Source organism: Halorubrum halodurans, from assembly GCF_002252985.1.
Taxonomy (GTDB): Archaea; Halobacteriota; Halobacteria; order Halobacteriales; family Haloferacaceae; genus Halorubrum; species Halorubrum halodurans.
The window spans coordinates 20150-40736 of record NZ_NHPJ01000030.1 but is presented as its reverse complement, the minus strand read 5'-3'; the positions used below and the strand labels follow the sequence as shown (position 1 = coordinate 40736).

The window sequence follows — 20587 nt, the reverse complement described above, 5'->3', positions numbered from 1 at the left end:
CCCGGCAGCCCCCGCGGCGGGATCCCCGGCCGATCCCCGGCCGATCCCGAGCCGCTCCCGGAGGTCGGCAGCGACGCCCGCGAGGCCGCCGCCCGCGACCTCGAGCCGGTCGCACAGCTCCCGGAACTCGGCGAGAGAGCCGGCGAGCGTGACCGGCGAGAGCTCGCCGCCCGCGGAGCCGCCGCCGTCGACGTCGCCGCCGTCGCCCGTCGAGCCGACCCCGCCGACGGCCGCCTCCCCGCCGACCGTCCGGAGCGTCGCCGCGACCCGGTTCGCGCGGTCGCCGCGGAGCCGGAGCGAGCAGGTGCGGTGGTCGACCCCGTCTCGCGCGCGAGCCGCGTCCGCCGGGCCGTCGATCGATTTCGGGGTCACGGTTCGGTACAGCGCCGCGCGCGCCTCCGCGACCGCGAACAGCGAGCCGACGACGAGGACGCAGTCGTCCGCGTCGGCGCGCTCGGTCGCCGCCGCGACCGCGTCGGCGACGTCGTCGCCCTCCGTCACGTCGCCGACGCCCGCCGACCGGAGCGCCGCCGCGAGCACCGCCGGGTCCTCGGCGCGGTCGAGCGCGGGCCGGCAGGCGATCGCGGTCGCCGCGGCCGGGAGCGCGCCGACCGCGCCGGCGTGGTCCTTGTCGTGCATCGCGGCGTACACGAGGTGGAGGTCCGCGTAGTCGTACTCCGCGAGCGTCTCCGCGAGCGTCGCGCAGGCCGCGGGGTTGTGCGCGCCGTCGAGGACGGTCAGCGGCCCCGTGTCGACGACCTCGAACCGGCCGGGCCACGTCGCCCGCGCCAGCCCGTCCGCGAGCGCCCGGTCGAAGGACCCGACGGCCTCCCCGTCTCCTGCGTCGCCCTCGTCGAGCGCGTCGAGCGTTCTGCGCGCCAGCGCCGCCGCGACCGCGGCGTTGGTCGCCTGATGTCTCCCGACGAGCGGGATCCGGTAGGTCCCGGCCGACTCGCCGGCGAAGGTCACCTCGGCGTCCGTCGCGCTCACGCGCCCCCCGTAGCTCGCGTCGATCGCGGGGTCGAGGTCGCCGTCCGGGGGGTTCGCGTCGTCGACCTCGTCGCCAGCGTCGTCGACCTCGGCGGCGTCACCGTCCGCGTCGTCCTCACCGCCCTCGGCGGCGTCACCGTCCGCGTCCTCACCGCCCGCGTCGCCGCCGCCCGCGCCGCCGGGACCCGTGACCCGCGTCACGGGCGCGCCCGCCTCCCCGGCGACCTCGCGGACGACCCGCAGGGCCTCGCCCGAGCAGGCCGTGACCATCGGGGCGTCGGGGCGGGCGATCCGCGACTTGGTGCGGGCGATCTCCCCGATCGTGTCGCCGAGGACCGCGGTGTGCTCGAGCGAGACGTTCGTCACCGCGGTCGCGACGGGGTCGACGGCGCTGGTCGCGTCGTACTCGCCGCCGAGGCCGACCTCGAGGACGACGACGTCGACGTCGCGGCGCGCGAAGTCGTGGAGCGCCATCGCCGTGATCACCTCGAAGAACGTGAGCGGCTCGCCGCCCGCGGCCCGCTCGACGAGCCACGGCTTCGCCTCCTCGACGAAGTCGACGACCGCCGCGTCGGTCATGGGCCGGCCGTCGACGCGGACCCGCTCCGTGAGCGCGGCGAGGTGCGGCGAGGTGTAGAGCCCGACGGAGAGCCCGGACTCCCGCAGGACCGACTCGACCATCCGCGCCGTGCTCCCCTTGCCGTTCGAGCCCGCGATCTGGACGCACGGGAGGTCGGCCTCGGGGTTTCCCAGCCGGTCGAGCAGCGCCGCGACGCGCTCGGTGCCGGGCTTGACCGAGAAGCGACGGAGGTCGAACAGGAAGTTCGCCGCCTCGTGGTAGTACATACGCCGTGGGTCGTCTCCGGGTCGTTTAGGCGTACCGGACCCGACTGAGTCCGCGAGCGCGCGGCGACCACCACCCTTCAAGTCCGTTGGACGGTTCGAATCCGACATGTCCGACCGACCGACGACGGCCGTCGTCCTCGCCGCCGGGGCGGGACGGCGGCTGAGTCCGCTGACGAACCGGCGGCCGAAGCCGATGGTCCCGGTCGCCAACAAGCCGCTCCTCGAGTACGTGATCGAGGCCGCGAGCGCGGCCGGCGTCGAGGAGTTCGTCCTCGTCGTGGGGTACGAGCGCGAGCGGATCCAGACCCACTTCGGCGACGGCGACGACTGGGACGTCTCGATCCGGTACGTCGTCCAGGAGAAACGGCTCGGCACCGCGCACGCGGTCTCGCAGGCCGAACCCCACGTCGACGGGTCGTTCCTCGTGTTGAACGGGGACCGGATCGTCGAGCCCGCCGCGGTCGCGGACGTCCGCGACGCCCTCGCCGACGGCGACGAGGCGGCCGCGATGGCGGTGACCCGAAGCGATCGACCGCGGGCGTACGGGGTCGTGACGGTGCGCGGCGGGCGCGTCGAGACGATCGTCGAGAAACCCCCGCGGAGAGCGGACTCCGAGGTTATCAACGCGGGCGTGTACGCGTTCACGCCGGCGGTGTTCGACGCAGTCCGCGACACCGAACCGTCCGAGAAGGGCGAGTACGAGCTGCCGGACACCGTCGCCCGGCTCGTCGACGACGGCGGCGTCCGCGCCGTCAGGTACGACGGCGGCTGGCACGACGTCTCGTACCTCTGGGACCTGCTCGCGGTCACCGACGACGTGCTCGACCGCGACGGCGGGGCCGTCGACGGGACGCTCGCACCCGGCGCGGGCGTCGACGACCGGTGCGTCGTCGCGCCGACCGCCTCCGTCGGTCGCGGCGCGGTCGTCGCCGCGGGGACGACGGTGGGCGCGAACGCCCGGATCGACCCCAACGCGACCGTCGAGCGCTCCGTCGTCCTCCCGGACGCGACCGTCGAGGCCGGCGCGGTGCTCCGCGACTGCGTCGTCGGCGCGGGCGCGGACGTCGGCGCGAACGCCACGGTCCGGGGCGGGACCGCGACCGTCGCCGTCGCCGGCGAGCTACACGAGGACGTGCGGCTCGGCGCGGTCGTCGGCGACGACGCGAGCGTCGGCGGCGCGGCGGCGCTCGCGCCGGGGACCGTCCTCGGCACCGACGCCGTCGTCGGCGACGGCGCGTCGGTGAGCGGACGGGTAGAGGACGGCGTGACGGTACGGAGGGGGTAACATGTGTGGGATCATCGGCTACGTCGGCGACCGGCCCGCACTGCCGATCCTCTCTTCGGGCCTCTCGAACCTGGAGTACCGCGGGTACGACTCCGCGGGGGTCGCGCTCACCGACGACGCGCTCTCGGTGTACAAGACGTCCGGCGAGGTGAGCGAGCTCCAGGGGATCCTCCCCGAGTCGACCGACCACACGCGGGGGATCGGCCACACTCGGTGGTCGACGCACGGCCCGCCGACGGACGAGAACGCGCACCCGCACACGGACTGCACCGGCCGGGTCGCCGTCGTCCACAACGGGATCATCGAGAACTACGACGCGCTCCGCGAGGAGCTGTCGGACCACGCGTTCACGAGCGACACCGACACGGAGGTCGTGCCGCACCTGATCGAGGCGGAACTCGACGCGGGCGCGGAGCCGCGGGCGGCCGTCGAGGCCGCGATCGAGCGCCTCGAGGGGACCTACGCGGTCGTCGTGACGATCGCCGGCGTCGACGAGGTGTACGCGACCCGCCGCGACAGCCCGCTCGTCGTCGGCCACGCGGCGGACGGGACCTTCCTCGCCAGTGACGTGACCGCCTTCCTCGAGCACACCCGCGAGGTGACCTACGTCGAGGACGGCGACTTCGCGGTCCTCGGCGAGGACGGGCTGTCGCTGTACCGCGACGGGGAGGCGATCGAGCCGCCGGTCGAGACGCTCGAGTACGAGGCGGACGCCGCCGAGAAGAGCGGCTACGACCACTACATGTTAAAGGAGATCCACGAGCAGCCGCGGGCGCTCCGCCAGACGATCTCCGGGCGGATCGACGCCGACGACGGGACCGTCGACGTCGACGTCGACCTCCCGAGCGAGTACGTCGACTCGATCGAGGAGATCCAGATCGTCGCCTGCGGCACCTCCAACTACGCGGGGCGGTACGCCGCCGAACTGCTCGAGTCGGTCGTCGACGTCCGGACGACGGTGGAGGTCGCGAGCGAGTACGAGTTCGACGGCGGCCGCGACCCCTGGCGCACGCTCGTGGTCGCGGTGACACAGAGCGGCGAGACCGCCGACACGCTCTCCGCGATCCGGCGGGCGAAACGCGCCGGCGCGCGGACGCTCGCGGTCACCAACACGCTCGGCAGCACGATCGTCCGCGAGACCGACGACAGCGTGTTCATCCGCGCCGGCCCGGAGATCGGCGTGGCGGCGACGAAGACGTTCGCCTCCCAGGTGGCGACGCTCACGCTGCTCGCGGTCCGCATCGGTCGCGCCCGCGGGTCGCTGTCGTACGCGCGGGCTCGCGAGCTGCTCGAGTCCGTCCGGAGGCTCCCGAACGCGGTCCAGGGCGTCCTCGACCGCGAGGACCGGATCCGCGAGGTCGCCCGCGAGTACGCCGACAGCGACGCGTTCTTCTTCGTCGGCCGCCGGTTCGGCCACCCGGTGGCGCTCGAGGGCGCGTTGAAGCTGAAGGAGATCTCCTACGACCACGCGGAGGGGTTCCCCGCCGGCGAGCTCAAACACGGGCCGCTCGCGCTCGTCACCGACGAGACGCCGGTGTTGGCGCTGCTGACCGACGGCTCCCGCCCGGACGAGACGCTCAACAACGTCAAGGAGGTCCAGGCACGGGGGGCGCCGGTGATCGGCGCGACGACCGCCGACGGCGACGGCGAGGTCGCGGCCGACCCGACGCACCTCGACGTCGACCTGCCCGTCCCCGCGGCCGGCGTGCTCGAGCCGCTCGTCGCGAACGTCTACTGGCAGCTGTTCGCCTACCACGTCGCCGACGAGAAGGGCAGGCCGATCGACCGACCGCGCAACCTCGCGAAGAGCGTCACGGTCGAGTAGCGCGGACGTGACACTCGCCCGCGCTCCCCGCCTCAGCCGTACCGGCCGAAGGTCTCTCGGAGGTACTCCGCCGACTCCTTGAGCCGCTCCGTGTACGCCGGCTCGTCCCACGTCGGCGGGACGTATTCGACCGTGCGGAGCCGGTCGCCCTCGACTCCGGGGACCGCGTGTGCGAGGTTCGTCGGCCGCGAGTCGATCGGCTCGGCGGCGGCTTCGGTCCCTCCGCCGTCGTCCCCGGATCCGGCGTCGCCGTCCCCGGCCGGCACGTAGGAGGCGGCGGCGACGTCGATCGCCTCGAACGGCTCGTACTCGTCGACCCCGTCGCTCCAGAGGTCGCCGAGCCGGCGGCGTCGGCTCGGGTCGGCGACGTTGAGGAGCAGCCACGGGAGCCGGACCTCGATCGCGTCCGTCGACGGCGAGACGTGGACGTCCGCGAGCGAGTCGTACTCGGGCGAGTCGGGGTTGCCGTTGCCGTATCGCAGTGCTCCCGTCTCGACCGACTGGAACGGGACCCGCTCGCCGGTCGGCGGGACCGTGTACCCGCGACCGATCGTCATCCGGATCGGCGCGAACGCGCCGGGGTCGGGGTTTCGGTAGGAGTCGAGATCGAGGCCGGCCTCCGCGCCGTACAGGTAGGCGAACGCGTCGTATCGCGGGTGGACCGTCACCCGCGAGTCGTCCGGGCCGCCGAGCCGGACGACGAAGTCCGTGGACGCCGAGGTCGCGTCGACGCCGTGGGGGAGTTGTACCCCGCCCCGACCGGTCAGCCCGAGCGTGAGGAGGTAGTTGACGCGGTCCCAGTCGGGGGCGTCGTCGACGCCCGCACCGTCGCCGAGATCGGCGAACTCGAGGCGGATCGAGAGGTACGCGGCGTCGCTCGTGACCCGGAGCGCGGTCAGTTCGCGGGCGTCGTCCGCGGCGCTCCCGTCGCCCCCGTCGTCGAACCGGACGGGCGGGTCCGCCGGCGTCGCCGCGGTCGCGTCGGCCCACGCGTCGGCGGAGCCGTCGAGCGGGACCGCGTCGGCCGGGTCGAACGTGAGCAGGCCGAACCCCTGTTCGGGCGTCTGGACGTTCGACCACTCCGGCCGGCGGTTCGGGTCCGAGAGCGCGGCGAGGTTCCACGTCCGCTTGAACCACTCGTCGTGCCAGCTGAAGACGAGGCCGCCGGCCGCGCCGACCTCGCGGACGTCCTCGTACATCGCCGCGACGATCTCCCCCTGCTCGGTCTCGGTGTAGCGGCCCTGGTCGCGCCCGTGGACGTGTCGCTGGGCGATCCCCCGCGAGGAGGGGACGCCGAACTCGGCGACGACGAGCGGGTGGTCGGTCGCGCCGACCAGGTCGTTCAGGTAGCCGGCGTAGCTGTTGGGCTCGCCGCGATGGTCGACGTAGCTCGCGTACTCCGGCGTCTCGTTGAGCAGCGGCGGGTAGTACGGGTAGACGTGGTACGCCGCGAACGTGCCCGCGTCGTTGGCGTCGGTCGCGACGATCGCGTCGGGATCGACGGCGACCGCGTCCTCCATCTCGAACGGCTCGTAGGGGTGCGAGAGCGGGTCGGTCGTCACCCAGTTCGTGAACGCCGCCGGGCGTTGGGTCCCGTACGCGTCGACCTCGTGGGCCACCGCCCGGTCGAGCCGCTCGGCGAGCCAGCGTTCGAAGGGTCGGTCGACCGTCGAGGCGAGGTACTCGCCGTCGTACGGGCCGGGATCGTTCGCCCGGTTCGTCTCGGCGACGACGGTCGGCGGCCACTCGATCCCGGCGATATAGCCGAGGACGGCGTCGCTCACGTCGGCGTCGTAGGTCCCGCTGGCGTGGCCGGGTTCGGGGTCGATCGTCGTCTCGCCGTGGACGACGTCGACGACCTGCCGGAGCGACCGGTCGAACTCCGCGGAGAGCGCGAACGCGTCGCCGGCGTGGGCCAGGAGCTCCTCGCCGATCCAGTTGCCGTGGAGGAGGTAGATCGGGTCCGCGTGCTCCCGGTTGTACGCGGCGAGCGCGCGGTAGAACGCCGGCGGGTGGACCGTGTACACCCGGACGACGTTGACGTTCAGCTCCCCCATCCATGCGAGCCAGCGGTCGTACTCGGCGCGGGTGATCGCCGCCTCGCCGGGGAAGCGACCGGGCTTCGCCATCCCGAGGTTCACCCCGCGGGGGACGAGCGCTTCGAAGGAGCCACCGTCGACGGAGACCGCGAAGCCGTCGTCGACGACCCGGAAGCGGCGGTCGGGGCCGTCGGGCGGGTCGTCGGCCGTCCCGTCGTCGCCGGCCTCGGCGTCGTCGGGGGCGCTCCCGTCCCCCTCGTCGGGTCCGTCCCCGTCGCCGTCCGTCCCGGCACGGAACCCGCAGCCGGCCGTCCCGACCGCGCCGGCGGCACCCACCCTGCCGAGGAACGCGCGTCTGTTCACGGGGAACCCACTCGCTCGGGAGGGAAAACCCTGCTCCCGGCGTGAGGCGTCGCCGAGCGGCCCGGTTTTATCTGCCGGCGACGACAACGTCGACCACGACCCGTCCGACACCGATCATGACCACCGATCCCGCACGCGACGACCCCGACCGTGCCCGTCCCGACCCCGACGAACCCGGTCGCGCCAACCCCTTCAGGACCCTCCTCGAGCTGGCCGACGCCGACCTCACGACCGAGGGGCGGATCCGGGAGGCGATCGAGGTCGGCCGCGAGTACCTCGGCGTCGACAACGGCGTCCTCTCGTACACCGCCGAGGGACGCTACGAGGTGATCGCCACGAACATCGAGTCCGGGCCGTACGCCGCCGGCGGGACCGTCGACCTGGACGAGACGTGGTGTCGCCACGTCGTCGACGGCGGCGAACCGGTGGGGTTCGCGAACGTCGAGGACAGCCCGTACCGCGACGACCGCGCCCGCGAGACGACCGGACTGCGCTGTTACGTGGGCGCGCCCGTCTGGATCGACGGGGAGACGTACGGGACGCTGTGTTTCTCCGACCCGGACCCGCGCGTGGAGCCGTTGACCGACGAGGAGCGCGACTTCGTCTCGGTGCTGGCCGACTGGGTGAGCCACGAGCTCGAACGCGAGAAACACTACGCCGAGCTGCGCGAACAGAACGACCGCCTCGACGAGTTCACCGGGATCGTCGCCCACGACCTCCGGAACCCGCTCGCGGCCGCGATCGGGTTCACGGAGCTGGCACGTGAGGAGGCGACCGGCGAGACCGCGGCGTTCCTCTCGCGGGTTCAGAGCTCGCTCGGCCGCATGGAGACGATGATCGCGGAGTGTCTGATGCTGGCGAAGGAGGGCGCGGACGTGGGCGAACGCGAGCGCGTCGACCTCGAGGCGCTCGTCCGGGACGCCTGGGAGACGGTGCGGACCCGGAACGCGGCGCTGTCGGTCGACGTCGACCCCGGAACGACCGTCCTCGCCGACGCGGGGCGGCTCCAGCGACTCCTCGAGAACCTGTTCCGCAACGCGGTCGAGCACGGCGGCCCGGACGTCTCGGTGACCGTCTCGGGCGACGACCACGGGTTCGTCGTCGCCGACGACGGCCCCGGACTGCCCCCGGCGGTCGAGGCCGCGCTCGCCGACGCCGACGCGGAGAACGTCAAGTCGTTCGGACTCGGGCTGTTGGTCGTCCTCCGGGTCGTCTCCGGACACGGGTGGGACCTCGCGGTCGACACCTCGGCCGAGGGGACCGCCTTCCGCGTGACCGACCTCAACGCCGCGGAGCCGGTCCACGAGGAGCTGGACGGCTAGGTCGTCCGGACGCTTGAGATCACGTCGAGAGACCGAGTACTGGGTACGTGAGAGGCATCGTTGCGGTGGCGCGCCTCCGAGCGCCCGACGGGCGCGAGGAGCCCGCGAGGGACGTCGCGAGCGCTCGGAGAGCGCGAGCGACGAGGCTGGGGAGGCGTGAGGTGCGATCGCGGGACGGTTGGGCGGAACTCAACGGGGCAGTCGCCGGCGGCGGAACCGCGGCTTCCAGAGGCGCGTAGCGCCTCGCGACTGGGGGCTTTGGCGGCGGTCTCCGTAGTCGTACTCTCTACATCGTAGAGCCGAGTGGCTGGGAATTTGGCGGCGTTCACCGCGCCGACAACGATCCCGTACCGATCGAGCCGATCGATCGCGAAGACGTCGTATCATCTGCTGTCTCCGTCATCGATCCCGGCGCCCAACGGGCCGATCCCGCCATCGACCGATCCCGTCCCGTCGACCACCCAGACGTAGCCGTCTGAACCCGCCCCGTCGGCGAACTCGCGCGTCCAGACGAACCCGCCGTCGCCCACCCCGTCGCTCGGATCCGTGGTCCAGACGAACCCGCCGTCCCCCACGCCGAGCGAGAAGTCCGTCGTCGCGACGAGGCGGCCGGCGGCGGGATCGCCGTCGGCTCCGAGCACCCAGACGAAGCCGCCGTCACCCACGCCCTCGGAGGGGTCCGTGGTCCAGACGAACCCGCCGTCCCCCACGCCGAGCGAGAAGTCGGCAGCCCAGACGAACCCGCCGTCGCCCATCCCGTCTCTCGGGTCCGGCGTCCGAAGGAAGCCGCCGACTGCTCCCCCGACGATCCGCGCGGGCGATCCCGTCTCGCCGGTCGCGGGCGTCCCAGCCTCCGCGGACGACCCAGCCTCCGCGGACGACCCAGCCTCCGCGGAGACGTCCGCGCCCGCGATCCGCGCGATCCAGCGGAGTCCGTCCGTGTCGGGCGCCTCGACCAGCTCGTCGATCCACACGAACCCGGAGTCGGCCGGATCGGGGAGGTCGTCGGCGAAGCGGTCGATCCACACGAACCCGGAGCCGGTCGGGTCGACGTCCGCGTCGGCCGACATTGCCGGAGGATCCGCGGCGGCCGCGGCGGTGCCGGCGGTCGCCCCGTCGGCCGGGTCGTCCGCCGTCCCGCCGAACCCGCGCCGCTCCATCACGCCCCAGGAGCGCTCGCCGCGGAGGAACTCGACGAGCCCGTGCCAGGCGACCGCGGTCTTCCACTGGCGGTAGCCGAAGTTCTCGAGGACGCCGTACCACAGCAGCCGGAGCACGTCGCGAGGGTCCTCGTAGCGGTTGAAGCTCCACACCTCGCTGAACACGCCGAACCACGAGAGGAAGACGCCGACCCCGACGGTCAACAGCAGGAACAGCAGGAAGAACTCGACGTTCAGGATCCCGAAGTACCACGCCAACGGGAGGAGGACGTAGCCGAACCCCTCGATGAGCGGGCCGAGCGCCTCCGCGGCGGTGAAGAAGGGCAGGATCGCGGTGCCGACGCGGCCGTACCGCCGCCTGAAGAACACGCCCCGGTTGGCGACGACCGTCTCCAGCATCCCGCGGTACCACCGGCGTCGCTGCCGACCGAGGACGCGCAGGTCGGACGGCACCTCGGTCCACGCGACCGGCTCCGGGAGAAACTCCACCGTGTACTCCACCTCCGCGTCGGAGAGGTAGCGGTGGAGCCGGACGACCACGTCGAAGTCCTCGGTGACCGTGTCGTGGCGGTAGCCGCCGATCTCGCGGACCCGGTCGGTGCGGAAGACGCCGAACGCCCCGGAGATGAGCACCAGCCCCTTGAGCCGGCTCAACCCGAGCCGCCCCGAGTAGAACGCCCGGAGGTACTCCATCACCTGGATCCCCGGCAGCCCGGTTCGCGGGAGGTTGATCTCCTGGATCTCGCCGTCCTCGACGACGCAGTCGTTCGCGACCCGGATCGTCCCGCCGCTCGCGACCGCCTTCTCCGGCTCCTCGAGGAACGGGCGAACGATCTGTAACAGGGCGTTCCGGTCGAGGACCGTGTCCGAGTCGACCGCACAGAACAGCTGCTGGTCGGTGAGCCACAGTCCCGCGTTGAGGGCGTCGCTCTTCCCGCCGTTCTCCTTGTCGACGACGAGCAGGTCCTCGTGTCGCGTCGAGCGGTACACTCCGCGGATCGGCTCGGCGGGCACGTCGTAGGGTATCGCCGCCTCGACCCGCTCCAACTCGAACGCCTCGCGGAGCCGGTCCATCGTGGCGTCCGTCGAGCCGTCGTTGACCACGACGACCTCCTGGTCCGGGTAGTTCAGCGTCAGCATCGACCGGACGCTCTCGACGATGGTCGCCGCCTCGTTGTACGCCGGGACGACCATCGCGACGCCGGGATAGAAGGGGCTGTCGAACGGGCGGAACGGCGGGTCCCACTCGGACTCGCGCACGCTGTCGCGCAGCTCGAACAGCGCGAGGACGTGGATCAGGAGGTATCCGGCGTTGATGAGGAGATAGTAGCCGACGATGAACACGCCCGAGCCGACGACCAGCGCGACCGCGAGGTCCTCGACGGCCGTCATCACGGCGACCCCTCCCGCCCGCGCCGGGAGCTTCCGGTCGCGACGCCGCCCCGTCGCGGGATCTCGCGGACGCGGTCGTCGAACCGCGCGTGTTCGACGGCCCACGCCCACGCGTCATCGAGGGTCGCCGGGGGCTCGAGCGACCGACCGTTCCCGCGACCGCGGTGTGACAACACGGCCTCGGCCGCCGCGACGCGGGTCCGTCCGTCGGGCTCCGCGGCCGCGACCGTCCGGAGCGCGGACAGCGCCTCCGGATCCCCCCAGGCGCCGAGCAGCCGGTAGGCGCTCGCCCGGACGACCGGCGAGGGGTCCTCGGTCACCGCGGTCGGGTCGATCCCGGAGCGAAGCGGGACGTTCCAGCCGTAGGCGGCGAGCGCGCGCCACGCGGCGACCCTGACCCGCTCCTCGGGGCTCGAGACCGCCTCGAGAAGCCACGAGAGGTCGGCGTCGCCGACGACCGTGTGAAGGTGGCCCGTCACGGACAACACCTGCTGTTGGAGCGCGGGGTCCCACTCGTCGAACTCGGCCGCGGCCCGGTCGAAGAGCGGTCCGGGATCGGTCTCGCCGACCCGGTACAGCGTGTCGATCCCGAACACCGAGAAGGCGTCGGGGTCGTCGCCGAGGAGGAGGTCGACGCCGGTCGTCGCGAGGTCGGCCGCGTCGCTCGCGTACAGGACGCGCACCGCCGCCGCCCGCTCGCGCGGCGTGTCGGTACAGCGTGCCTCGAGCAGGTCGCGGTCCGGCGGGTCCCGGAGGAGGGCGAGCCAGGTCAGCGCGTCGAGGCGCTCCCAGTAGCCCCCCTCGCGAATCGTCCGGCGGGACCGCTCCGGGATCCCGAGCGCGCCGCCGAGCTCCGCCAACCGCTCCGCGTCGCGCCCCTCGAGCCGGCGGAGGTACACGTCGAGGACGGACTCGAGCTCGTCGCGGTGGACCGCCGACAGCGACGCGACCCACGGCTCCCAGTCGGGGTCCTCGCGGCCGTACAGCCGCTCGAGGAGTTCGGAGCGGAGGTCCGCCCGGACCGGCTCGCGACGTCGCCGGCGCCGCGCCGCGAGAAGCGAGTAGCCGACCGTGACGAGGACGGCCGAGACGAGCAGCGCTCCGAGGACGACGGCCCCGACCGAGACGACGAGCCGCGGGAGACCGACCGTTCCGACCGGCGCCCACGGGTCCGGCGAGAGGCCGACGGTTCGCGACGCGGAGGCGTACACGTCACTCCTCCAGGATCCTCTCGATGCGCGCGAGCAGTTCGTTCGGGCTGAACGGCTTGGTGAGGTACTCGTCCGCGCCGGCTTCGAGCCCGGTCAACACGTCCTCCTCGCGGCCGCGCGAGGTGAGCATGACCACGGGAACGGCGGGGTCGACGGCGAGTTCGCCCCGGCGGATCGCACGAAGGAGGTCGGTCCCCTTCAGCCGCGGCATCATCACGTCGAGGACGACCACGTCGGGGTCGACGCCCGGCGCGTCGAGCGTCTCGCGTGCCTCCCGACCGTCGCGACAGACGTCGAGGTCGAACCCGGCCATCGACAGTTTGTACTGGAGGATCGACCGGATCGACTCGTCGTCGTCGGCTATCACCGCCGATCTGGACACGTCGCACACGAGCACCGTCGACGACTTGAGAGTACCGGGTGACCGTCGACGCGCGAACCCAGAACGGCTATCAGTCGGCCGTCCCCAGGGTGCGTATGTTCACCGGCATCGTCGAGGGAACCGGAACCGTCCGGGCGCGAACCGAGACGGCCGACGGCCTCCGGCTGCGGATCGCCGCCGACGGGGTCGACGGCTTCGACGGCCTCGCACACGGCCAGTCGATAAGCGTGAGCGGCGTCTGTCTGACCGTCGAGGAGTTCGGGACGGGCGGAGACGCGACTCCCGGCGGGGACGGGGAGGACGCCTGGTTCGAGGTCTTTCTCGCGGCGGAGACGGTCGCGAAGACGTACCTCGGCGACCTCCGCGCCGGCGACGCGGTCAACCTCGAGCGCGCGATGCCCGCGGACGGCCGGTTCGACGGCCACGTCGTCCAGGGCCACGTCGACACGGTGGCGGCGATTCGAGGGATCGAGCGGGTCGGCGAGGACTGGCGGTTCACCTTCGCGATCCCGGAGGGTCACGGCCGCTACCTCGTCGACAAGGGGTCGGTGACGCTCGACGGGATATCGCTCACCGTCGCCGAGAAGCGCGACGACGAGTTCGACGTGGCGATCATCCCGACGACCTACGAGTTGACGACGCTCTCGGAGAAGGCCGCGGGAGATCCGGTCCACCTGGAGGTCGACGTGATCGCGAAGTACGTCGAGAACATGCTCGACGGGTACGCCTAGGTCGGCGTCCCGGCCGCGTGGGACGCGTCAGGCGTCCTTCGCGCCCCGGACCGTCTCGCGAACCGCGTCGACGCCCTCGTCGTGGAGGAGGTCGCCGACGACGATCACGTCGCTGTGTGCCGCCATCTCGTTCGCCGACTCGTAGTCCGAGATCCCGCCGCCGTAGAACAGCGTGGCGTCGTCGAGCGCGTCGCCGGCGGCGGCGACTTTCCCCGTGTCGCCGAAGGTCCCCGAGTACTCCAGGTAGACGATCTCCTGGCCGAACATGCGTTCCGCGACCTTGGCGTACGCCGCCACGTCGTCGGCCGTGAGGTCGCAGTTCGCGTCCGTCAGCTCCGCGACGGAGGCGTCGGGGTTCATCACGATGTACGCCTCGGTGTGGGTCCGGTCCCAGTCGAGGTCGTCGATGCGGACCCACTCCTTGTGTGCGCCCGTGATCCAGAACGGGCCGCCGGCGTTGAACACCGTCGGAATGAGGTAGCCGTCGAGCGCCGGCGAGTCGATGACGACGCCGGGGTTCGACGGCTCCTGATAGAGCGGGACGTCGTACTCGGCCGCGGCGTCGATGACCCGCGTCATCTTCTCGGCGGTGACGTCGAGGGTTCCCCCGATCTCGATCGCGTCGGTCCCGGTCCGGCACACGTCCTCGAAGGTCTCCCCGTCACAGAGGTCCTTGTCGGGGTCGACCTTCAGCACGTGGTCCCAGTCGTCCCACGGGTGGCTCATCGGACGACTCTCCTCCGGGCGGAACCAAAAAGGTGCGGAAGCGTCCCGACGCGCGGCGATCCGTGTCGGAGGGTGCCCGCGACGGTCGCCCCCGACCGCCTCACAGCAGGTCGTCGAGCTCGTCGGTGTGGAACGCCGCCGCGGGGTCCGGCTTCGCCTCCGGCTCGTCGCGAACGGCCTGCCGCGCGCGCTCGAGGAACTCCTCGACCCGTTTCGAACGCTCGACGCCCGCGAGCAGCACCACGGCCGCGAGCCGGTCGGAGTTCAGCGGGAAGTCGCCGCCGCGGACCTGCATCGACCCCGTCTCCTCTTGGAGCCACTTGCGGGCCTTCTCGGCACCCTTCCGGGAGATCCGGTCCGGGTCGCCCGCGACCGCGACGAGGCCGGCGTCGGCGTCGGTGGCGTTCGGCAGCGAGAGCCCGGTCATCACCGCGCTCCGGACCGCGCTCGTCACCGTGTTGACGTTCTCGCCCGGATCCTCGGCGGCGGGCGAGGAGGCGTACCCGACCGCCGCCATCCCGCCGGCCCGGAGGGTGTTTATCACCTCGCTGGTGTCGACGACGGACTCGCCGACCCCCTGCGTGGCCTCGCCGGCCGCGAGCAGGAGCCCGACGCGTTTCGCCATCGACTCGTTGATCGCGGCGTAGCCGCCCTCGACGCTCTCGCCGGCCGACCGCCAGGCGTCGTTGTCGAGGAGCATCGTCGCGTCGGCCTCCCGCACGAGCGTCTTCAGCGACCGCCCGGCGTTCACCTGATACAGCGCCCCCTCGTCGCGACCGGGCAGCACGCCGAGCGCGTACACCGGCACGTCGTACACCCGCGAGAGCTCGCGGACGAGCACCGGCGCGCCGCCGGATCCGGTGCCGCCGCCGAGGCCGGCGACGACGACGACCGCCTCGATCTCCGCGGTCATCCGGGGGGCGAGCGCGTCCAGCACCTCGACCGCGTCCTCGTCCATCACCTCCGCGCCGAGTTCGTTGTCGCCGCCGACGCCGTGACCGTTCACGCGGGACCGTCCGACGAGCACCGTATCGAGCGGGAGGGGGTCGAGGTCGGCCGCGGCGGTGTTGACGGCGAGCGCGCCGCGGACCGCGCCGAACCCCATCCCCGCGTCGAACTCGGAGAGGGCGGTCGCGAGCTTGCCGCCCGCCTGTCCGACGCCGACGAGGAGGGCCTTCATGGAGTCACGATGGAGGGCTGACAGTAATACTCTTTCCCCCGACGAGTTAAGTACGAGACCGCGGCCAGGCGGGGCATGGCAAGCGAGACGAACGCGAACGGGTCGCCGTCCGCCCGAGCCGACCTCGAGGAGCGACTCGCCGCGGTCGAACGGGCGCTCACCGGAACCGATCGGTCGGTCGCGGGGGTCGAAGCGGGCGCGGCCGCCGACGCGGAGCGCGAGGAGATGGCGGAGCGGATCGACGCGCTCGAGACGCGGATCGAGGAGCTCGAGGCCGCGACGCAGGCCGTTCGGGGGTACGCGGGCGCGATCCGCGCGGTCAACCGGGAGGTCGAACGGCGCGCCGACCTGGCGCTCGCGCGGGCCACCGCCGCGCGAGACGGGAGGGACGCGCGCCCGGAGACCGCCGCCGACGACGGCGCCTCCGGGGACGGGGACGCCGAGAACCGGGAGATCCACGACGACGACGCGCTCGACGCGGCGGTGCCTGACGACACCGGGGAGTTCCGGTCGGACGGGCACGCTGGAGAGTCCCGATCTGACGGGGACGCCGATGAGACGTCGAACCCGCTCGAACGGCTCCGTGAGGCCCTGTAGAGGCCGTCCGGAGGTCGGCCGCGTGCGCGTCGCCGAGGGGATCGAGCGGCCGTGATCCGCGTCGTCCTGACGGTGCTCCTCGCGGTCGCGCTCCTGGGCGTCGCGATGCCGGCGCTCGAGGACGCCAGGCGGGACGCGACCGTCGAGCGACTCGACGCGGAGACGACCCGCCTCGAGCGCGCCGCGGGCGGCCTGGCGGCCAGCTCGGTCGCGGTCGGGGATCCGGACCTCGCCGCGCGGACCTCGCTCGTCGTGGTCGCGCCGACCGGCTTCGCCGCGGCCCCGGTCGACCGGCTCACGCTCGTGGAGCCGGGACGAACCGGCGCGGCGAGGGAGCGACGCGTCCCGGACGGGATCGTCCTCGCGTATCGGATCCGACACGGATCGGTCCGGCGGCTCCCGATCGCGCCGCCGACGGACGCGATCGGGATCGCCCTCCGCGACGGACCGATCGAACTCGACCCGGACGGCGGGTCGACGCTCGAACTGCGGCTGGTCGACGACGACGGACCGACGGTCCGGATCGGTCGAGTCGGGTGACCGGGACGAGTCGAGTGATCGGGGCGGGCCGGAGGAACCGGCCGGGAGCCGGACGACCGCTTATGTACGATGTCGCGGCCACGGCCGGCATGAACCTGGCTCTCGCCTCGCTCCGACGGTTCGGGACCGACGACGAGTGCGGCTGTGACGCGTCGTTCGAGCGGCCGGTCGGAACGGGCGTCGACGACCGCGTCGTCCTCGCGGTCGACGCGAACGGCTGTCCGGGGCGTGGCGACCTCGCCCGGAGCCCGGCCTGTCGACGCGCCGTGATCGGGGCGCTCGCCGACCGCGACGCGGACGTCGTCCGGACCGAACACGCGGGGCGTGAACGCGCGTACGCCGGACGGGCGGCGGCGTGTCTGCTCGCCGCGGGGCGGTTCCGCGAGCGCGTCGAGTTCCACGAGACCCGGCTCGCGGACCGCGTGGCCCGAGAGCCGGTCGAGGCCGCCGGAGAGGCGGCCGGACGTGCGGGCCCGGTCGCTCGGATCGTCGCCGAGACGGGGCTCGAGTCGGCCGTCGACGGGATCGACCGGACGGCCGACGTGCTCCGTGCGCACGTCGGCCCGACGGTGGCGTCGACGCGGGTCGCCGCCGACCCGCCGCCCGGAGCGACGCTCCTCGACCGGTGGGAGCTCGAGACGGGCGCGACCGTCAGGCTCTACGAGGGAACCGGCGCGCTCCGGACGTACCACCTCACGCCGCCGACGGCGGCGTTCGACGCGGACGCGTTCGAGACGCTCGACGCCGCGAAGGAGCGGCTGCTCGCGGACCCGAGGGGCGGGGATCGGGCACCCGGTCGGGCGGTCAGAGCGGTCGCGAACCCCGGCGAGCCGGTCGACGCGATCGCGGACGCGCTCCGTCGACACACCCACGGGTACGGCGCGTTCGAACACGTCTTCGCCGACGACCGCGTCAGCGACGCGACCCTCTCCGCGCCGGTCGCGGAGAACCCGCTCCGGGTCGTCCTCGACGGCGAGCGCTGTCACACGAACGTCCGGCTGCCGCCGGAGGGTGCCGCCACGCTCGCCTCCCGGCTCCGTCGAACGAGCGGGCGGGCGTTCTCCCGAGCGGCACCGACGCTCGACGCGACCGTCGAGGCCGAGTCGGGCACGGTCCGGGTGGCGGCGACGACCGCGCCCGCGAGCGACGGGCTCTCGTTCACCTTCCGCCGCGGCGACCCGGAGGCGTGGACGCTCGCCCGTCTCGTCGACGCCGGGACGCTTCCGCCCGCGGCGGCCGGACTCCTCTCCGTCGCCGTCGAGCGCGGCGTCACGGGGCTCGTGGCCGGCGGCCGCGGGGCGGGCAAGACGACCGCGCTCGGATCGCTGCTGTGGGAGCTCCCGCCCGACGCGCGAGCGATCCTGATCGAGGACACGCCGGAACTCCCCGCCGAGGCGCTCGCCGACGCTGACCGGGACGTTCAGCGGCTCCGCGTCGGCGACGGCGCGGAGCCGACGCCGACGGAGGGGGTTCGGACCGCGCTCCGGCTCGGCGGCGGGGCCCTGGTCGTCGGCGAGGTGCGCGGCGGGGAGGCGACGGCGCTGTACGAGGCGATGCGCGTCGGGGCCGCCGGCGAGACCGTCCTCGGAACGATCCACGGCGAGGACCCGGCGGCGGTCCGCGAGCGGGTCGTCACGGACCTCGGCGTGACCCGATCGTCGTTCGCGTCCACCGACCTCCTCGTGATGTTGGACGATCGCCGGGTCGAGACGCTCGTCGAGGTGACCGACCACGGCGACGAGGTGGGGTTCGACGCGCTGTTCGATCGGACGGCGGACGGGCTCGCGTCCACCGGCCGGATCGACAGAGGGGAGAGCCGTCTCGTCGACGGCCTCGCCGAAACCGGCGAGTCGTACGCGGACGTTCGCGAGGCGATCGGCCGACGCGAGGAGCGGATCCGCACGGCTGCGATGACCGGACGGACGACGCCCGACCGCTACGCGGGGTGGGGACGGTGACCGAACCGCGCTCGAGTCGACCCGTGGGGACCGTTCCTTCCGGACGACGGGACGGACCGGAACGGAGCGCGGACGCGTCCGTTCCGGGGGTCGGAACCTCCACCGCTCGGGATGACGGGGAGGAGGCCGGCGAGGGATCGATCGCCGCGGGCGCCGACGACGGCGAGACCGCCACGGACGCCGGCGACGGGTCCGCTGCCGAGGTCGTGCTGGCTGCCGTCGCCGCGGTCGCGGGCGACGGGAACGGCGCGGCCCGGTCGGGATCCGACGAGCTTCGGCGAGCGGTCGCGTTCCTCGAGTGGGAGTGGACGGCCGGACGAGTGATCGCGACGGGACATCGCGTCGGCGTCGGCACGGGACTCTGTCTCGCCGTCGTCGGCACGTTCCTCGTCGGAAGCGTCTCGGGGTCGCTCGCGGGCGTCGCGGGCGGGCTCGCGGCGACCCACGCGGTCCACCGGGGACCGGTGTGGCTCGCGACGCTCCGACGAACCCGCGCGCTCGGAGCGACCCCCGGACTCGTCGGACGCCTCGTCCTCCGGATGCGTCTCGACCCGTCGACGGAGCGCGCGGTGCGGTTCGCCGCCCGAACCGGCCGCGGACCGCTCGCGGAGAACCTGCTCCGACACGAACGCCGCTGCGTCAACGGGCCGACGAGCGGGCTCCGGGAGTTCGCCCGCGAGTGGGGAGCGTGGTTTCCGGCGATCGAACGGGCGTCGACGCTCGTCCGGACGGCGGCGGCCGCGCCGGCGGAGCGTCGCGGCCGCTGTCTCGACCGGGCGCTCGAGACGACGCTGTCGGGTACGACGGAGCGACTGGCCGAGTTCGTCGGGGACGTCCAGGGACCGGTGTCGGCGCTGTACGCCTTCGGCGTGCTCCTCCCCCTGGCGCTCGTGGCGTTGCTTCCGGCCGCGGCCGCCTCGGGCGTGCCCGTCCCTCCGTCGGCCGTCGCCGGCATCTACCTGATGGCACTGCCCGTCGGCCTCCTCGCGGCCGCCGCGTGGCTCCTCTCGAAGCGTCCCGTCGCGTTCCCGCCGCCGACGATCGGGAGCGACCACCCCGACGTCCCGGAGAGACGGCCCCACGCGGTCGCCGTCGGCGTCGGATCCGGCGCCGTCGCCGGCGTCATCTCGGGGTCGCTCGTCGCGTCGTGGGCGGTCCCGATCGCTGCGGTCGGCGTCGGGATCGGGACGGCGCTGGTCGTCCTCGTGCGACCGCGACGGGCGGTGCTCTCGAGGGTCACGGCGATCGAGGGCGCGCTCCCCGACGCGATGACGATCGTCGGCGGGGACGTCGCCGAGGGCGTCTCGGTCGAGCGCGCGGTCTCGAACGCCGGCGACAGGCTCGACGGGGCGACCGGCGACGTCTTCGGACTCGCCGCGCGACGCAGCGACACTCTCCGCGTCGACGTCCGCGAGGCGTTTCTGGGCGACGGCGGACCGGCGGCGACGGTTCCCTCTCCGAGGGTTCAGGGGACCGTCGCCCTGCTGGCGGTCGCCGCGCGGGAGGGACGGCCGGCCGGGGACGTGCTGTTGGAACTCGCGGACCAGCTCGAGCGGCTTCGTGAGCTGGAACGCGACGCGCGGAGACAGCTCGCGACCGTGACGGGCACGCTGACGAACACCGCCGCGGTGTTCGCCCCGCTGGTCGGCGGCGCGACCGTCGCGCTCGCGACCGGAGTCGAGGCGATCGGTACCGGCGGACTGGAGACCACGGCCGCGATGGCGAGCGATCCCCTCGCGATCGACCCCGCCGGATCGGCCCCGTCGGGCGGGAGCGAGGCGGCGGGAACGGGACTGTCGGTGCCGGTCCTCGGCCGGATCGTCGGCGTCTACGTGATCCTTCTCGCCGGGATACTCACCGGGCTGGGGACCGGACTCGAACGGGGCTTCGACCGGACGTTGGTCGCGTACCGGATTGGGATCGCGCTGCCGACCGCGACGACGACGTACCTCCTCGCGTTCGCCGGGGCGGGAGCGTTGTTGTAGCCGGTCGCGACGGGAAGCGATCCGCCGGACGACGGTTTATACGTCATACCGGGGC

Annotated in this window: 15 protein-coding genes; 8 read left to right on the top strand and 7 right to left on the bottom strand. The window is 73.3% G+C overall.

Annotation, left to right across the window (positions count from 1 at the left end; all coding sequences use genetic code 11):
* Positions 1 to 1836, bottom strand: a 1836-nt coding sequence (locus DJ70_RS02910) for a bifunctional folylpolyglutamate synthase/dihydrofolate synthase (protein ID WP_094529961.1), incomplete at its 3' end; no start/stop codon positions are given.
* Between the two features lie 106 nt (positions 1837 to 1942).
* Here DJ70_RS02910 and DJ70_RS02905 point away from each other — a divergent pair.
* Both DJ70_RS02905 and glmS read left to right on the top strand, forming a co-directional pair.
* Positions 1943 to 3121, top strand: a complete 1179-nt coding sequence (locus DJ70_RS02905) for a sugar phosphate nucleotidyltransferase (protein WP_094529959.1) — start codon at positions 1943 to 1945, stop codon at positions 3119 to 3121.
* Between the two features lies 1 nt (position 3122).
* Entirely contained in the window at positions 3123 to 4946 is a 1824-nt protein-coding gene (gene glmS / locus DJ70_RS02900; protein ID WP_094529957.1) for a glutamine--fructose-6-phosphate transaminase (isomerizing), read from the top strand.
* A 32-nt stretch (positions 4947 to 4978) separates the two neighbouring features.
* On the opposite strand, the gene DJ70_RS02895 is transcribed toward glmS, so the two are convergent.
* Entirely contained in the window at positions 4979 to 7348 is a 2370-nt protein-coding gene (locus DJ70_RS02895; RefSeq protein ID WP_094529955.1) for a hypothetical protein, read from the bottom strand.
* 116 nt (positions 7349 to 7464) lie between these two features.
* Here DJ70_RS02895 and DJ70_RS02890 point away from each other — a divergent pair, with 116 nt between their 5' ends.
* Entirely contained in the window at positions 7465 to 8670 is a 1206-nt protein-coding gene (locus DJ70_RS02890) for a GAF domain-containing sensor histidine kinase (RefSeq protein ID WP_394338445.1), read from the top strand.
* Positions 8671 to 9053: 383 nt separating this feature from the next.
* Here DJ70_RS02890 and DJ70_RS02885 read toward each other — a convergent pair whose 3' ends face one another.
* Genes DJ70_RS02885 through DJ70_RS02875 form a run of 3 tightly spaced genes read right to left on the bottom strand, consistent with a single transcriptional unit; the run spans position 9054 to position 12815 of the window.
* Positions 9054 to 11222, bottom strand: coding sequence for a glycosyltransferase family 2 protein (locus DJ70_RS02885; RefSeq protein ID WP_094529969.1), 2169 nt, complete (start codon positions 11220 to 11222; stop codon positions 9054 to 9056).
* Positions 11222 to 12433, bottom strand: a complete 1212-nt coding sequence (locus tag DJ70_RS02880) for a HEAT repeat domain-containing protein (RefSeq protein ID WP_179233934.1) — start codon at positions 12431 to 12433, stop codon at positions 11222 to 11224. Before DJ70_RS02880 ends, DJ70_RS02885 begins: the two co-directional genes overlap by 1 nt.
* Position 12434: 1 nt before the next feature.
* Complete coding sequence (locus tag DJ70_RS02875; RefSeq protein WP_094529954.1) at positions 12435 to 12815, bottom strand: response regulator transcription factor; 381 nt, start codon at positions 12813 to 12815, stop codon at positions 12435 to 12437.
* Positions 12816 to 12910: 95 nt separating this feature from the next.
* Between DJ70_RS02875 and DJ70_RS02870 the strand changes: the two genes are divergently transcribed.
* Positions 12911 to 13546, top strand: a complete 636-nt coding sequence (locus DJ70_RS02870; RefSeq protein ID WP_094529952.1) for a riboflavin synthase — start codon at positions 12911 to 12913, stop codon at positions 13544 to 13546.
* Positions 13547 to 13573: 27 nt separating this feature from the next.
* Here the strand turns inward: DJ70_RS02870 and DJ70_RS02865 are convergent, their stop codons facing one another.
* Together DJ70_RS02865 and DJ70_RS02860 are read right to left on the bottom strand one after the other, a co-directional pair.
* Positions 13574 to 14272, bottom strand: coding sequence for a phosphoglycerol geranylgeranyltransferase (locus DJ70_RS02865; protein WP_094529950.1), 699 nt, complete (start codon positions 14270 to 14272; stop codon positions 13574 to 13576).
* Between the two features lie 100 nt (positions 14273 to 14372).
* Positions 14373 to 15452, bottom strand: coding sequence for a tubulin/FtsZ family protein (locus DJ70_RS02860; RefSeq protein WP_094529948.1), 1080 nt, complete (start codon positions 15450 to 15452; stop codon positions 14373 to 14375).
* 75 nt (positions 15453 to 15527) lie between these two features.
* Here DJ70_RS02860 and DJ70_RS17155 point away from each other — a divergent pair, with 75 nt between their 5' ends.
* From DJ70_RS17155 to DJ70_RS02840, 4 genes are all read left to right on the top strand, one after another.
* Positions 15528 to 16049 carry a DUF7310 family coiled-coil domain-containing protein gene (locus DJ70_RS17155; RefSeq protein ID WP_179233933.1) on the top strand — a complete coding sequence of 174 codons (522 nt, stop codon included), beginning with the start codon at positions 15528 to 15530 and terminating at the stop codon, positions 16047 to 16049.
* Between the two features lie 51 nt (positions 16050 to 16100).
* On the top strand, positions 16101 to 16589 hold the full coding sequence (locus DJ70_RS02850; protein ID WP_094529946.1) for a DUF7311 family protein: 489 nt from the start codon (positions 16101 to 16103) through the stop codon (positions 16587 to 16589).
* Between the two features lie 89 nt (positions 16590 to 16678).
* Positions 16679 to 18547 (top strand): ATPase, T2SS/T4P/T4SS family, encoded by a 1869-nt coding sequence (locus DJ70_RS02845; RefSeq protein WP_094529944.1) that lies wholly within the window; start codon positions 16679 to 16681, stop codon positions 18545 to 18547.
* A gap of 209 nt (positions 18548 to 18756) precedes the next feature.
* Positions 18757 to 20532 carry a type II secretion system F family protein gene (locus DJ70_RS02840; RefSeq protein WP_394338446.1) on the top strand — a complete coding sequence of 592 codons (1776 nt, stop codon included), beginning with the start codon at positions 18757 to 18759 and terminating at the stop codon, positions 20530 to 20532.
* The last annotated feature ends 55 nt before the right edge of the window (positions 20533 to 20587 follow it).